Source organism: Mesorhizobium sp. ISC25, from assembly GCF_042295465.1.
Classification (GTDB): domain Bacteria; phylum Pseudomonadota; class Alphaproteobacteria; order Rhizobiales; family Rhizobiaceae; genus Mesorhizobium.
This window is the reverse complement of sequence record NZ_CP135441.1, coordinates 4,305,616-4,320,436: the sequence shown is the minus strand read 5'-3', so window position 1 is coordinate 4,320,436 and position 14,821 is coordinate 4,305,616. Positions and strand designations below refer to the sequence as shown.

General features: G+C 56.0%; 15 protein-coding genes and 1 pseudogene. 7 read left to right on the top strand and 9 right to left on the bottom strand.

The window, feature by feature from the left end; translation table 11 throughout:
• Window positions 1-209 precede the first annotated feature (209 nt).
• Window positions 210-860: a recombinase family protein gene (locus RQ479_RS21335; RefSeq protein ID WP_376702523.1), complete on the bottom strand. Its 651-nt coding sequence runs from the start codon at window positions 858-860 to the stop codon at window positions 210-212.
• A gap of 93 nt (window positions 861-953) precedes the next feature.
• Window positions 954-1,931, bottom strand: a complete 978-nt coding sequence (locus RQ479_RS21330; protein ID WP_376702522.1) for an HNH endonuclease — start codon at window positions 1,929-1,931, stop codon at window positions 954-956.
• A 409-nt stretch (window positions 1,932-2,340) separates the two neighbouring features.
• Between RQ479_RS21330 and RQ479_RS21325 the strand changes: the two genes are divergently transcribed.
• Window positions 2,341-3,093, top strand: a complete 753-nt coding sequence (locus RQ479_RS21325; RefSeq protein ID WP_376702521.1) for a DUF5131 family protein — start codon at window positions 2,341-2,343, stop codon at window positions 3,091-3,093.
• Here the strand turns inward: RQ479_RS21325 and tcmP are convergent.
• The gene (tcmP, locus tag RQ479_RS21320; protein WP_376702520.1) at window positions 3,050-3,973 is read right to left on the bottom strand and encodes a three-Cys-motif partner protein TcmP; all 924 of its coding nucleotides are present in this window, start codon (window positions 3,971-3,973) and stop codon (window positions 3,050-3,052) included. The two genes, RQ479_RS21325 and tcmP, sit on opposite strands and share 44 nt — an antisense overlap.
• Window positions 3,974-4,112: 139 nt before the next feature.
• Between tcmP and RQ479_RS21315 the strand changes: the two genes are divergently transcribed.
• Window positions 4,113-4,391, top strand: coding sequence for a DNA -binding domain-containing protein (locus RQ479_RS21315; RefSeq protein WP_376702519.1), 279 nt, complete (start codon window positions 4,113-4,115; stop codon window positions 4,389-4,391).
• Between the two features lie 386 nt (window positions 4,392-4,777).
• Here RQ479_RS21315 and RQ479_RS21310 read toward each other — a convergent pair whose 3' ends face one another.
• The 5 genes from RQ479_RS21310 to RQ479_RS21290 form a co-directional block, all read right to left on the bottom strand.
• Window positions 4,778-5,509: a thermonuclease family protein gene (locus tag RQ479_RS21310; RefSeq protein WP_376702518.1), complete on the bottom strand. Its 732-nt coding sequence runs from the start codon at window positions 5,507-5,509 to the stop codon at window positions 4,778-4,780.
• Between the two features lie 96 nt (window positions 5,510-5,605).
• A complete protein-coding gene (locus RQ479_RS21305; RefSeq protein ID WP_376702517.1) occupies window positions 5,606-6,076 on the bottom strand; it encodes a hypothetical protein in 471 nt (156 codons plus the stop codon).
• A 599-nt stretch (window positions 6,077-6,675) separates the two neighbouring features.
• The gene (locus RQ479_RS21300) at window positions 6,676-7,173 is read right to left on the bottom strand and encodes a hypothetical protein (RefSeq protein WP_376702516.1); all 498 of its coding nucleotides are present in this window, start codon (window positions 7,171-7,173) and stop codon (window positions 6,676-6,678) included.
• Window positions 7,161-7,475: a PadR family transcriptional regulator gene (locus RQ479_RS21295; protein WP_376702515.1), complete on the bottom strand. Its 315-nt coding sequence runs from the start codon at window positions 7,473-7,475 to the stop codon at window positions 7,161-7,163. Before RQ479_RS21295 ends, RQ479_RS21300 begins: the two co-directional genes overlap by 13 nt.
• A 395-nt stretch (window positions 7,476-7,870) precedes the next feature.
• The gene (locus tag RQ479_RS21290; protein WP_376702514.1) at window positions 7,871-9,346 is read right to left on the bottom strand and encodes a P-loop NTPase fold protein; all 1,476 of its coding nucleotides are present in this window, start codon (window positions 9,344-9,346) and stop codon (window positions 7,871-7,873) included.
• 502 nt (window positions 9,347-9,848) lie between these two features.
• Here RQ479_RS21290 and RQ479_RS21285 point away from each other — a divergent pair.
• The 5 genes and pseudogenes from RQ479_RS21285 to RQ479_RS21265 all read left to right on the top strand — a co-directional run bounded on the left by RQ479_RS21285 (window position 9,849) and on the right by RQ479_RS21265 (window position 13,958).
• A complete protein-coding gene (locus RQ479_RS21285; RefSeq protein WP_376702513.1) occupies window positions 9,849-10,958 on the top strand; it encodes a hypothetical protein in 1,110 nt (369 codons plus the stop codon).
• 226 nt (window positions 10,959-11,184) lie between these two features.
• Window positions 11,185-12,108: pseudogene (locus RQ479_RS21280) on the top strand (IS66 family transposase); the annotation flags it as partial.
• Between the two features lie 195 nt (window positions 12,109-12,303).
• Window positions 12,304-12,657 (top strand): hypothetical protein, encoded by a 354-nt coding sequence (locus RQ479_RS21275; RefSeq protein ID WP_376702512.1) that lies wholly within the window; start codon window positions 12,304-12,306, stop codon window positions 12,655-12,657.
• Between the two features lie 110 nt (window positions 12,658-12,767).
• Window positions 12,768-13,046 (top strand): hypothetical protein, encoded by a 279-nt coding sequence (locus tag RQ479_RS21270; RefSeq protein ID WP_376702511.1) that lies wholly within the window; start codon window positions 12,768-12,770, stop codon window positions 13,044-13,046.
• Between the two features lie 165 nt (window positions 13,047-13,211).
• Window positions 13,212-13,958, top strand: a complete 747-nt coding sequence (locus RQ479_RS21265; RefSeq protein WP_376702510.1) for a DUF2971 domain-containing protein — start codon at window positions 13,212-13,214, stop codon at window positions 13,956-13,958.
• A gap of 191 nt (window positions 13,959-14,149) precedes the next feature.
• On the opposite strand, the gene RQ479_RS21260 is transcribed toward RQ479_RS21265, so the two are convergent.
• Window positions 14,150-14,809: a hypothetical protein gene (locus RQ479_RS21260; RefSeq protein ID WP_376702509.1), complete on the bottom strand. Its 660-nt coding sequence runs from the start codon at window positions 14,807-14,809 to the stop codon at window positions 14,150-14,152.
• Window positions 14,810-14,821 lie beyond the last annotated feature (12 nt).

Genomic DNA, 14,821 nt, shown 5'->3' with positions numbered 1-14,821 from the left:
CCGCCCATTCTTTAGCGTCCTCAACTGGTCGACCACTGTTGGCGAGCAGATCGATGAGTTCTCCGACGGCCCGCATAAGGTCGACCGTGCTGCCACGCCCAAGCTTTTCATCAACAACCGCCGGCTCCATTGTGAGCCCAAGCGCGATAGGCTCGTCCAACGTGTGCTGAAGCCCAATCGTCCGGATGGACTTTGGCAGCACAAAAAGGTCAGACGATTTTACGATCCTGCAGCCTAAGCAGTCGAGTGGCGAAGCTCTTAACTGTTTGCGCATGGAACTGCTTGCCTGTCGGGCTTGTCGCGCCGATCTGATTTAGCCGGCGAGCAAGCTCGGAATAGGACATTGTCGACCATTGTGGAGGCAGGAATTTTTCAATTTGCTCAGCGAAGGCAATGGCACCGTCTCGATTTGCTTTTGCCAGAACAGCTCCATTCCGACCGAGGATGGTTCCTCTGCGTTTTGCCTGGGCAAGAGCCGCCTTGGTTCGCTCTGATATCAGCCTCCGCTCCTCTTGTGCCAGCGCTGCAAAAATATGCAGCTGAAAGTCGGTTGCATGGGGCATTTCAGCGACGACAAGCTGAACTCCCTTCTCCATCATTGCTGCAATGAAGCTGACACGTCGTGAAAAACGGTCGAGGCGGGCGATTAACAGCGATGCTCCTGCCTTTTTTGACGCTATCATCGCTTTTGCCAGCTCAGATCTTTGATCGATCCTGCCTGATTCCACCTCGACGAACTCTGCGACCAGTGGGCCATTGGTCGCGGCAAACTGCCGGACCATCTGCTGCTGAGCCTCTAATCCTAGGCCGGATCGAGCCTGCTTTTTGGTCGAGACGCGATAATAGCCGACGTATTTCATAGATGACGGCGTCTGGCATTATTCGCTCCAGAACAACGGCCGCGGAGCGACACACGCTCCATCAGCGCTCAAGTCAGCCGTAGGTCGCAGTAGCTAAGCTAATCCTGGCGTCAGCGCTCTTGCGCGTTCTAGAGCGTTCTGACGATGCATCTCCAAATAGATGGCGTGGCGTTCTGTGAGTCCCGAGACTGGGTAACGCTCCATGTTGGCTAACCCCGCTCGCTCCAGTTGCTCAGCCGACAAGTTCGCGGCGTTTAACCAAGTTCCATCTGCGTGCAAGCTGATAAGGCCTTTATCGAATGCGGCCTCGAAAGCTGGTGACAACAGCAGACCGTTGAATGGGTCTAGCTTCTCGACATCGCTCGCCGCGGCCCATGGGTGGATGTGAGACGCCGTGAGCAGGTCCAGAACATCCAACCCAGTTGCGCTGCACTTTCCGCCCCATAGGTCTACCAGGCTCTTGCGGAATTGCCCCTGGCCCACACGAGCCTGAACTATTGCGGCCCGCGACGTCGCTGCAGGTGAACCGGCCCCAACAGGGCCTTGGTCCTCCAACGCCCCCTCAATCCCTCGTTCCAGCCATCCCGGTTGCTCAACGTCGAGGAGCGCTGCAATTCGCTCGAACAGTGCGACGCCGTCGATATCCCGTATACGCGTCAGATAAATTTGTGCTCCTCGACCCTTCCCGTCGAGCTGATTCAAGAGAGGGCTATATTTAACCTGCTCCAGAAACAGCCCAGCGGTTAGCTCATCCCGGGACCTGGACCGGCTGAATAAGATGAACGTGGTTGGCAATAACCATCCCAGACTGTGCCACTTGCCGTCCGGAAATCCTGCCGGCTTTGGGCTGTCAGGGATCGCGGTGTGTCGGACGATGCCAACCCCTTCGATGCTTCCGTCACGCGCGAGAACGACAAACTCACCCGCTCGAACATCTTGGATGATGGACCAATGCCATTGAGGAGCTGCGAGAGATCCGTCACTGAGAACCGTTTTGTTGGGGCACCACAATGCTCGGGCCGCTCGTTGTTCAGCGAACCTCTCGCCGAGATTGACCCACCAGACGCTCATGACAGCCTCCCCAAAGCCGTAAAAAATCGCAATGTGACTTCAAAACATGCCTATCCTATCCCCTGCAAGCCCTACAATCACGATTTGCGAAGGGAACTAAAACGGTGGGCTCTTGAGTCCATCGTCAAACATAAACGCTGGTTTATGTTTGCGGGCATCCAAAATCTGGCAGGTCAGGACAACGGAATTTCGATAGGCTCGACCCACAGCCCTCTGAAGGAGGTCACAGGTTAGAATCCTGTCGGGTGCGCCGATTATTTCAAAGACTTACGTGATATTTTGGCTGCCTTAGTAGCTGCGTCCCACACGCCACTCCCACATAGCGGCCGTTGAGCCCGCCTTTTGCTCAGCGAAACGGAAATTTCATAACCCCAGATTAACCATGATGGCGAACTAGGAGCATCGTCCTATGGCTGAAACTTCGATCGAATGGACCGACGCGACGTGGAACCCAGTCGCAGGCTGCACTATCCTGACCGCTGGCTGCACTAATTGCTATGCAATGCGCATGTCAGCTCGGCTTGAGGCGATGGGCGTGGAGAAATACCAAGGCCTGACGCGTAAGACCGGGGGCCGTGCCAAGTGGACGGGCAAGGTGACGACGGACTCTAAATCTCTGGCGACGCCCGCAACATGGAAGAAACCTCGCCGGGTCTTCGTCAATTCGATGTCCGACCTGTTTCATATCGACGTGCCTGCCGATTTCATCCGACAGGTCTGGACCGCGATGGCAGAAACGCCGTGGCATACCTATCAGATCCTCACGAAGCGGCCGGAGCGCATGGCGGAAGTTCTGGCACGCGGAGATTTTCCGGTGCTGTCGAATACCTGGCTTGGCACAAGCGTCGAGGACAATCGCGTTCTCGATCGTTTGGACGAGTTGCGAAAAGTGCCAGCGGCCATCAGGTTTGTTTCGCTCGAGCCTCTAATCGGCTCAGTGGCCGGCGCCGATCTAACCAATATTGATTGGGCGATCGTGGGCGGCGAATCCGGGCCGGGCTCGCGATACATGGATCCGCGCTGGGTCGATGAAATCGAAACCATGTGTCGGCGTTCCGGCACGGCGTTTTTCTTTAAGCAATGGGGCGGTCGCAACAAGAAGGCGACTGGCCGCACACTCAACGGCCGGACCTATGACGAGATGCCGAGTCTGTCGATTTGAGAATGTCAGCGCCGAAAGACTTGGCGAGCTTGATCGCTCGTTCGGAGGGATTCGATATCGCGCAGAAGAGCGAGAAACGCTGAGGCTTTTCAAGAACTGGAAGGGGGTAGGGGTCTAAGACCTCAGCGAAGATCGTCTTTAGCCGCTGCCTCACATACTGCTGCAGCCCGCCGACGTCGGCGTTGCGTTGGAGCGTTTCAGAGTCATCAAGATAGCCAAGCAGATCAACTGTCGGCGGCGCCTTCGCCTTCGAATAGAGTTCGCCTTTCCATTCGTCAGTCCCAAGCATGCGAGTTATGGCCGCTTCCTTGACTGCGTCGATCTTCGACATGTCCCTGGCGGCCTGTCGATACAAGCCAGCCAAAGGAAAGAGATACCAGACATCGATCGCCTTGGTGTCAGCGATCTTCTTCAACGTCTCCCATTCGACCTCCATGCCATAAGGATCGAGGAACATTACTGCTCTGGTTTTCTTCCAGCCGTCCCACTCGATTTCACTCTGTATCAGACTGTTCGCGTCACCCTTCAAAACTGAAATGTCGCGATGAGGGTTTGCGGCCTTCAAGCCCTCCAGCGCTGCTACGTGTTTTCGGCGAGTGTCCATGAAAACCAGGCGGTCGAACGGCGGGGTGATGTCGATCGCAATTTGGGCCGAACCTCGGCGCTTTTCGACTTGCTCCGGCGCGGGTTCCTCTAAAAGGTCACCAGCCCGAGCCTTCACACGAACAGTACGTCTACCTGTGCCAGCAAATGCGTCGATGTACCAGACGTGATCGCACCAATTGTGCAGAGCGGCCGAATAGCGTTTCAGGTATGCCTCAACCATCGCGAGCTTTATCTCAGTGTGTTGTCCGCCGAATTCGTGGTCGTCCCCCGCCATTTCCGGCCCCTCCCAAGACGTTGTGACAATCTCCCAACCGGAATTCATAAGCAACCATGGCGCGCGGTTCGCTTCGTGCGCTTTGCTTTTCTTGGCGGCTTGCCACGATGCCGCGTCTCCACACTGGCGCGAGATTGCGATGCTGAAACCTTTGCTTGACCCTGACGTCGCCGACGAGGCGCCCACATCTCCAGTCTTGACTGGCTACAACGAAGAGCGTCTGCTCACCTATATCCGCCTGCTCGACGCGGCGGCTGAAGACGCGGACTGGCGCGAAGTAGCCAGGATCGTCCTGCATATCGACCCGGAGAAGGAGTTGGAGAGGGCGTTTCGGGCTTGGGAGACGCATCTCGCCCGCGCTCGCTGGATGACCACCACCGGGTATAAGTACCTCCTGGCTGGCGGCGCGCCGCACTGACGATCGCATTGCGTCTGTGGTTTTTGATCGTCACCGAACAGTGTTCGATAGACCTTCAGCGTACCGAACGGCTTCGGCGTCCCGAGCCCACATTCATAGTCCGATCGCCCTATGGTCGGATCGTTGTTTGCGTATGCCGCCGCCCTAACCCATTGTTGGCACGCCTGGAGGTTTTTCAAGCCGTCCTGCTCTTGCACCAGATACAGGTTGTTGCGGTCGGGGTAGAAAATGCATCCACAGTCTCCCAGGGCGCCGAAGTCTCTGCCACCACCAACCCGCTACGGTGCGCGGCGGATCGCCGAAGGCGAACCATGCGCCGAGCGTAATAATCACTAGCAAGGCACCGCCGTTATTCTCCATCGGACCCTTACAAAGAAGCTAGCTTCCTAGCACAGCGTTTCGCATGCAATTCCATCGCCATCGCGGTCCAGCTTTCCGCCCCAGGCGCAATTGCTGCGATACCATTGCGCCTCCTCGCAGGAGCTGATCTGCGAACACGTTCGCCGCGGCTGGCACGAGTAGCTTTGCGCTACCTGCCGGCTGATGATGCCGATAGGTTGGCTTGCGAACGCCTGCGTATTTTCAGTGTGCTCCGCGCGCCAATCCCAAGGCGCCTGAACCGTTCCGCTCCACAGGCCGAGCTTGGCGGCTTCCGCCTTTGCTTGCTGCCCTGCATAGGCACCGTGGCTGTAGCGGGGCCAATCCAGCGCCTGGCCGTGTTCGACCATCCATGTGGCGACGTTGGCGCCGTCGGCGCGCCGACAGTCGCCTACAAAGCGGCCGTAACGGTCCCAGGTGACGAACGTGCATTGCACCGGCCTCGATGCGGCCAGGAATTTGTCCAGCACTTCGGCCGATCGCCGGCCGCATGGATAGTCATCGCCCTTGGCGTCGTTGCAGTGCTGCCCGCTCTCTGGCGCATCGATGCCGTTGAGACGGATGCGCTGCCCGTGGATCTCGATCGTGTCGCCGTCGACTATGGAGGCTGCGCCGGTAAGCGACAGGGCTTGCCCTCGCACCGCCTTTGGTGGGCTGACGACCGATACATCATCGCTGCGCTGCGCGCCCGACGGCGCCAGGAAAGCAGTCCCTGCCGCCACCGCCAAAAGGCCGAGCATTATCCGCCCGCTGGCGACTTGGCGCCGCCACAGCTTTGCGCCGGTGGGTCTCTGCCACCGATTGGATCGATATTTCCGGTACCGCGTGCTCATCCGCTACGCGGACCAGCCGGGCCATGCGCTGTCGACCATTGGCATGCCAGCGCAGTAGCCGTCATCAACGAACCGCCCCGTAGACCGGTCTCGACATCGCCAGATCACACTGTAGTTCTGGCCGTAGAATTGATCCCAGGCCACACCGTAAACCGGAGGTGGACGATAATATCCGCCACCGCCATAGCCGTTGGCGGCGACCCCGACGGCTGCGCCACCTACAGCCGCCACCGCTATTCCAGTCGCTACAGCGTTGTCAGCTTGTACAAGCCTGACGCATTTCTCTGCCGTTGCGCCCCGGCGCACTAGAAGAGCTGCCACTCGGCTTCGATATTGCTCGTCGGTGCTGCTGACCAGAACGTGACAGAGCGTCACGGTATTCATTGCTGTGAGATCGCCGTCAGATACGGCGGGCCTCGTAGAGCAGCCGCTGATGCTCAGCACTGCACTCACAAAAAGCGATGATTTTTTCATTTGATTTCCCCCGGGCAAATAGTGGGGCGAATTCGTCACGCGAGTCTAGAGTTTTTGTTTCTTCCAACCGCCTTTTTATTTTGCGCGGGTCAACGCTTCAGATTCACCGATGTTCTTACAGTCGCTTTAACACGCCGCATCCACTCATCGCGCGTGGCGTTTGTATCAGCGCCAGCTTGACAAATTCAGATCAGCAAAAGCATGTCTGGCCCGAACGATCGGGCGTTTGGGGAAACCTTATGAAGAAGACATATGAACGGCCGACGTTGGTGAAGCGCGAAACGCTGGCAAAAATCTTGGCGGTTGTCGGATCGCCGCCTCTTACTAACCTAGGCGGTTCAGTCTGAGTATTCGCCCGCTGGCACTCGCCGGCGGGCTTTTTCGTTTGACCTCGGAACTTCGATAGCCTCGCTCTGTCGATGGCCAACGGCGGGTTCTTCATCGGTCCCTGCCGCTATTTTCCGGTGGGCGCCTTGCAGCGCGCGCGTCCTGGTCAATGGTGAACCTATGGGTGGACGAATTGCGATTGCAGCAGGGCTTGTCTTCAGCCGAGCTAGAAATTCTTAAACGGGCAGTTCGTCAAAGGAACGTCCGCAACGTCAAGCCCTTTTGCGTGCGCGAATTCGAATGAATTTGCGCCGCTTGCTAAATTTATGCAGCTTCCACGCGGCCAGCCCGCCCAGTAACAGGACTCCTCCATCGCCTATCATTTGCCCAAAAGACATTCCGATGCGGTATTCGGTGATGAACCTGAAAGATTCTAGGATCGTCATGAAGTACACCGTGTAGAACAGATTAGTGACGCTATAGACGATGTCTTCTCCGAAGCGATTCTTGGAAATCACGCGTGCTGCCCGAAAGCAGTTAAGGCCAAAAGCCAGTTTGTGAAAATTGCCGTGGACGTCGTTCAGGTCGGCGAGCCACTGCTCGGCGTACCGAGCGCGCTTTTTAGCTGGAACGCCCTTCGCAGCCGCTGCCACCAGCTTCCACGTCCACAAGGGGACCCGGTCGTAGATTTCGCTAGCGATTAAGTTGACAGTCACCGCTCCGATGAGGGTCAAGATGCTATAGAGCGCCCAATTTGCTATATCTGCCATCCCACCGCTCCGTTCGGCATCTGGTACGGCGCCAGCGCCTCGTTCGCCGCGTTGTAGCCCTCGCCGGTGATTGTATAGTAGCGTCGACGTGGTCGTCCGACCTCCGCCGGATCGACGTTTTCCCATGCGCTAGCGAACCAACCCGCGTCTTCCAGACGGTCCAAAATCGGGTACAAAGTGCCCGATGCGATACCTGACTCGCGCGAAATCTCGATGCCGGATCTAGGCTTACGGGGGGCATCGATAAAAATCTTCAGGACCTTCAGCGAGACGCTCGTCAGCCTGACATTTTTGTTGGCCATTGCCTCTCAACCCTTCCGACCCGAGCGGGCTATACAGAATGTCTACATAGGGTAGGCTGTTTCGGCCGTGTGGGCAATACCTCTTCGCAAGGTTCGCATTTCGGAACCATTTCACATGCTAATTGAACCGGCGGGTGAGCCGGGCCTGGTGGCCACCGTGAAGCACCTTCGCGGCGAGGAAGACCTTCGCCATGCTTCCTTGCAAGACGTTCGTGAAGCAAAATAATGGCGCGACATGGGCACAGCGTTAAAGAGCCTCAGTTCGTCGTCGTGTCCGACGTTGGCCCGCAGCACTTACACCTGACCTGCTTAATGCTCTGAGACCATGACCCGTTTGGCGTATCCCGTGAAGTCGAGGCTTCGACCGGCCCGTCGACGTTTTGGTACGCGGGCGTCTAGTTTCCGCCAGTCATTCGCCCTGCGGCCATCACCATCTCTGGCAGCTGAAATTGAACACTCGGCGCGTCGGTATTAACTCCCCTATCACTTCCCCACTCTGAGCTAACAGTGTTGTAGGCGTAACGTTGTACGCGGTCCATCTCGCCATTGGCAACATTCATCATATTCTTCAATATCTTCGTATTTGTATAAAAAATGTTCATAAAATTCGCTACGTTAAACTCAACAGGCTTATTTCCTCTCCACTGTTCAGAACCAGTTTCAACGGAGAAATTTATGTTATTGTATTTTGCAGAGAAAGAAGTTTGCCATGAACAATTGCCAGTTTTGTCAAACTCGAATGCTAAAGCGAAAAGCGAAACTAGTTCGATCTTGCTTTCTGCGTTCCACGCGGCAGAAACACTCCTTATTGTGTCCAAAACATCTTTTATCTGTCGAATTTCCATTTTGTAGACGCTGCATGCGAATTTCAGGTACGCGACAGGCGTTTCGAGCGGTGATGTCACCCGGTCCAGAAACATCGTTTTGGCTTCGGCTTCGACGATGTCTTCGGTCGATGGCGTCTTAAGTCGATAAGTCGTGTCAAAGAACCTTTTGAGATAGCGAAATCCGTCGAAACCGGTGCCGTAGGCGCCAGCAATGCTGTGCTGCAGCTGCTCGCTGTTGGTGGCAAAAACGAACACCAGGTTTTTCGCGTCAAAGAGATGCTTAACTCGCTCGAGGAGTGCCACGGCGTAGGATGGTCGACAGCGATCGAGCTCGTCAATGATTACGAACAGAGGCGTCCTTTTGACTGTCAGAGCTCCAATTGCCGCCTCAAGCCTGGTCTTGAAGTCGGACGACGCTGCATTTTTGGCATTGAAGCTGTCAATCAGGTGCTGAGCTTGAGCATCGACTACCTTGTCGATCTCGGTAACGATCTCATCAGCGGCGGCTTCGGCCGCATTTTTCACTATTTCTGCATCGATCTTGATTGCAGTCGGAAGCTCAGTCATAGCGTCCGAAATAACATTGGCTATGTCACCTACGATCTCCTTAGAAATGGCTTTCTGAAGGAGGTTTTTGCCAACACCGGCTATTCCCTTAACAACGATTGGAGCTGCATTCTTTTTAACTGCGGTCCAAAGCCTCGCTGTCTTCTTTTCCTTCTTCAGGTAAGGCTTCAATGCCTCATCGATGGCGGCTAAAATTGCAATGAACGGGTCATCCATATGGTCGTCTCGCCAGGCATTGACTTGCGCAACGACGTGGCGAATTCCAAGCTGCTTGGCCATTCTGTCGAGGAAGAACGTCTTTCCAGACCCCCACTCGGCATCGATGTTGAGCACATAGGCGCCTGGTTTCTTTGAAAGAGCTCTGTCCGTTGCTCTACTCGTCAAAAACTGGTGTAAAAATTCAGCTTCAGCTTTGCGGCAATTTAGAAGGTCGTCGGCCCAAATTTTCTCGATGAGTTGCCGAGCGTCTTCTGTCATCTCACCCCTCCAAAACCCGTCACGCAAACGCGTCATACCTGTCACCGCCGGTGATAGGTTCTGCGCTAAATTATTGAAACTGTCATGTGACAGGTTTGGCCTTGCCCCAACCGCACGCTCGCAGGAATGGTTTTCAATCGAGCCGCGAGACTGAGGCGGCTCCCACCCTTTGGCAGGGGATGACGGTCTCTTCGCTCATCATGGATAGATTCCACAAACCGTTTTGACGAGCAAGGAAAATGTTCCTCCTTTGTTCGCATCGCCAGGACAGCGCTAAAACTAGCCAGTTCGAAGAAAAAAAATTGGCCGACGCTGCACATTGGGAGGAGAGAGGCGGCTCCGGCCAGGCGGGATCCCGCGCCAAGCGGGGCTGAGTCGTTACGCTGCGTCATGGCTCTGTGGCGTTCTCTTTGCGGCTGTATGCCCAAAGCCTGCACGACCCCGGCATTGACTTGCTCTCCTCGTCGCTCCGTAATGTATCTAGGTAGGGGAGGCACAGACAATGCATTTTCGGCCGTTCGCACGTCGTCTCTATTCTCTAAAAGCTGCCGCGAAATCCCGACGCACGACAAGCGAGTTAACGATCTGGTTTTTTTTGTTCTTGCTGGTCGGTATGCTCATCGGGGCCGCAAATGCCGCAGAGCTAGCTAAGGGGCATGGGAAGGGTTGCCTGATCAACCTGTCGGGCGAAATCGTACCGGGCGATTTTAAGGCGTTGCAAGCCCTTGCCACCTCGTCTGGTTTGACGGCGCCAGGCAATAGCGGGGAAGAGTCGAATAGCACGGACGCGGCAATCTGCCTCGACAGTCCCGGAGGAAACTATGTTGAAGGCCGGTTAATCGCCGGGTTTGTTCACGACTATGGTATCACAACACGTATACCGGCGGGAGCTTCCTGCTATTCGTCCTGTGCTTTCCTATTCATGGCTGGGAGGGCACACGGGGCTGAAACGGACGGGCCTAGCCGGTATCTAAATGTCTCAGGACATCTCGGATTTCATGCTCCCTATTTCACATTGGCTGAAGGCGACAAATTTAGCGGCAAGGATGTGTCTGAAATGCTCACGCTGAGTGAGAAGGTGATTGCCGAATTCATCAAATTCGGTTCGTTCTCATCGGAATTCGACGCCAAACCGATGTTTTCGCTTTCCCTGCTCGCTGAAACGTTGAATTCAGGACCGAAAGAGATCGCCGAGGTTAATACGGTTGAGAAGGCGGTGCGGTGGGGAATTTTTCTGGAAGGAACCAAACCGGGAGCGATCATCGGTCACAAAGCCGCGGTTCAGACCTGCCTGAATTTTCAAGCATGGATGCTGGATAAGAGCACGGATCAATCTGGAATTGGGTATTATGAGACCCAGCCGCTAGAAACCGCAAAGGCGGAGCTTTGGGGAGAAACTCGTACATTTGCGAAAATTGATACGGGAGGGATGGAGGCAAAATATTGCTACGTCGAAGTTTCTCAACAGCCGACAGCCGGAATGGCAGTCTGTAGCCGCGACGAATACAATGGGGTCTCTTTTGGCGATTGCCTCAACGACATGGCGATTTGGGTACCCTGGTATCAGTCCCTTCCTCCCGCCACCCCTATCACAGCCCTTGGAGACCAATAGCACGCTAACACAATGCCAGGACAATCTGTCCATTCCTAGAGAGCAGTTACGTTACAGCCTTCGCCTGCGTCATTTGATTTGAATACAGATACCAGTTGCAATCAGCGCACGACTAAAAGGGGGAAAATGCTCGATCGAACACTGAAACACACTTGGAGACTTGGAGCCGTGCAGAAATCGGCTGCTTACCACAGCGGCGGTTTTGGCATTCTGCCTTCTCGGTGACAGCCGTGGCGCTCTGGGGCACTGGGTGACCGGTTCGAGCGAAAAGCATCTCTCCCGCACCTATGACGTCCTGAAGCTGCGGCTAAGATCGCAGCCCCTCATCCATGGTGACGAGACCACGGTCCAGGTGCTGAAGGAAAAGGACAGAGAGGCCGCCAGCACCTCGTATATGTGGGCATACCGGAGCGGCGCGGACAGTGACCAGCCGATCGTGCTGCTCGATTATCAGCCGGGCCGCGGCCAGATACACCCGCAGACCTTCTTGGGCGATTACCGCGGCGTAGTGATGAGCGACGGCTATTCCGCGTGGCGCACGCTGGAAGGGGCAACGCATCTTGGATGCATGGCCCATTTGAGGCGGCGCTTCGTCGATGCCCTAAAGGCGAGGAAGAAAGGCGGCGGGCCGCCGGAACAGGCGCTCCGGTTCTTCGAACAGCTCTATCGGGTTGAAAGGCCGGCCCGGAACGAAATCCCCGATGAAGGCGAAACGCAAGATAACTGCATCCGCCGCTTCCGCCTGCAACATAGTGTCCCCATCCTCCATGCTCTCAAGGGATGGCTCGACGACATCGCCCCAAAGGTCTTGCCTGACAGCAAGCTCGGCGACGCCGTCTCTTACACCCTGAACCAATGGGAATATCTGACTCGTTACACCGAGGACGGCAGCATGCCGATCGACAATAATCTTCTCGAGCGTGACATCAGACTCTTTGCCACTGGCCGGAAAAGTTGGCTCTTCAGCGATACCGTCGACGGAGCCAAGGCCAGCGCCATCGTCTACAGCTTGGTGCTGACCTGCCGCGCCTGTGGCGTCGAGCCGTTAGCGTGGCTGCGCCACGTCCTCACCGAATTGCCTCAACGCAACGCGGACGCTGATATCGACGATCTGCTACCCTTCAACTTCGCCAAAACCGCTGCAGCCTGATCCGCCGAACGCGTCCGTCTGAAAGCGACCGTCGTTTTGAATAGCCGGCGAAAATCACCCACATGCGCGGCGACACTGGCGATAACCGTTCTTATCGCTGACGCTCCACCGTTCTATCGACTTGGATAATTGCCTGTGCTTCTATCGCAAGACGATGGGGGAAACTGAATGGGCAGGGGGAGAATAATCGCGGCTTTGACCGCAGCACTGGCGATCACCGGCTGTCAGAATACCGGATACCTCCTGAAGACATACGACGCTTCAGTCGCACCTAAGCACGTCGTCCAGACCGCAGGCGGTTCATTCTGGGTTTTCGATCGGCCGGACCTTAGCAAGATCATGACAACGCCATCGCCAGGGACAATCGCCGCGCCGGCGATCGTCAGCGGAGCAACGATCGGTCTGGTGAAGCTCGATCCTGTCGTTGCAGCGCACCAAGCGGTGGCGTTCCAGTATTTTACTCAGACTGGCCGGACGTGCGAGATCAAGACCAGTATCGAAATTTGGCGCCCGGAATTTGAACACACCTACGTCTGCCTGAAAAATTGACGCGCCCTTGGAGGCGGCTGGCGTCATCTTCGTCGACGAGAATGCCCAGGCGCCAAGCGTACGGGTTGTCGGGCCGGGAAAGCCGGTGTCCGGATAAAAAGGCGTGCAAGATGCGAACTTACGTCGGGATTTTAGCAGGTGTGATCACTTTCGTAGGGATCGCTTGGTTCTCGGCTGATCTGGTCCGGGGCTTGGGCGGCAGCAGTGGTGAAATCTCAACGCTCTCCATAATGATATTGATGGTTTTTGCGCTGGTGGCTTCTCTCCAGGTCGGAAGCCTTCTCGCAAGCGGACGTTGGCTTGAAGATGCTACCTTTCCAAAACAGCGCTCGTGGATGGTCATGAGCGCGGCTATTGTGCTGTTCATCCTTTCAATCGTCTCGTGGTGAATCCGATGAAGAGTCTTCATGGAGCGACTGAAAGCGAGGAGAGCGTTAACCAAGAAGCTGAGATCCTCGTACAAGCCGAGAAGCGGCAGCGGACCTCCAGGCACCAGGATCACCGGCGGTGCCCAGTTGAACTCTGGGTTTAAACTCCTTGTGGGGGGAGGCATCATGCACAAGGAATTTCGCGCCCAGTGGACCGATGCAGGCTATGACAGCCATATGGGTAGCGCGGAAGTGGTCCAGCCACCGCCGGCTGGCCGGTTGCGGGCCTACTATCTGACCTCAGCAGAATATGCGATCAGCAACATTGCTCTAGGTAGAATTAAGGTTTCGAGATTTTCTGACCTGAATGACCCCTTCGAACTTCTGGCACTCCGGGGAAGCGACAGGCACGTCAGAGATTTTGGCCGCATTCTTCGGGAGCAATACGATCAGTCCACCGGACTGATATGCTTCAGCAAGAATTGGATTTCACCGACATTGTGGAGCCACTACGCGGCGAAGCATCGGGGAATTTGCCTCGGCTTCGATATCGATCGGAACACCTTGCTCGACGTCATTTATGCCGATGATCGGGTGTTGGACCCCCTGCCCGACAAGTCAGCACCACCTGCGGTGTCTGATGAACTCCTAGCCAAGCTCTCACGGACTAAGTTTAGCCACTGGAAATATGAGGGCGAAACACGCATGATGTTTCCGTTGACGACAGCCTCCAAGGAAGGCGGCCTCCACTTCAAACAATTTGGTCCCGATCTTTCCTTGGCTGAGGTAATACTTGGCCCGCTTTGCGACCTGCCGCTCGATCGAATCAGGGCTCTGGTTTTATCTGTCAGACCTGGCGCGGTCGCGTTCAGATCCCGATTGGCTTGGAACAGCTTTTCCGTCGTGCCTATGGAGAGCTCCGTGACCTGGTAGGGAGCAGATTACTGCTAGCCGGACCGCCAGGCTTTCAGGGCGTTACATCGAGGTTCTTTGCCCAGCGGAGAACCGCGTTTAATCGGCCACAATGTTAGCAAGCACAGGCCGCTAGAGTCCCGCAGGCTCCCGTACCCGGTTTAGAATCCGGGCCGCCAGACGTTCAGAGCGCGGCAATTGGCCAGGCAAATTCAGCAGGAGCGCCGACCGCCTTTCTTTTTGTCAGCTTCTACAGCCGGGGCAAGGAGCTCGTCTCCATAACTAAGACTAACTGCGTCATTCGGAACAAACGAAGATTCCTTTCCCAACAGCTCCGTCTTCCTCAGTTCGGTGCCTACAAGCGCATCGGAATCGGCGCATACACTAGTTGTAACCTGGATGTCGCTCGGGCCTGTCGGGATACTGTCGGCCCGGTCATAGTACAGCACCCCAACCTGCCAAACCCCTTTTTCAGGCTGGTTAAGCCGGAGGACATAGGTCCGCTTACCCGACTGTCGACTTTCTGTGTCTTCTGCACCGGCGGCAAACCCCATGAGCAGATACGAAGAAACCCCTGCGAGCCCATCGGCACTCACGGTCTCACCGTCAAAATTCTTGAGGTCGATGAAGCGAGGGTCGCCGCCTGAACTGCTGGGAGATCTTATCGAGAGTCGTAGTAACGCGGCCGGATCGGAAATCGTCCATTCGTAGCGTATGAATCCGCCCGCCGCCTGTGCGCGGCCAGCAACGCTGACCGGCGTCGACGCTAGTATCACGAACAGCAGGACGGCCGCGCCGAGCGCGCTTGCCAACACATCAATGAAACTCAGCGCGGTATTGGCGCCAGTCACATCACGTCGCGGGGCTTTCATGACCTGACCTTT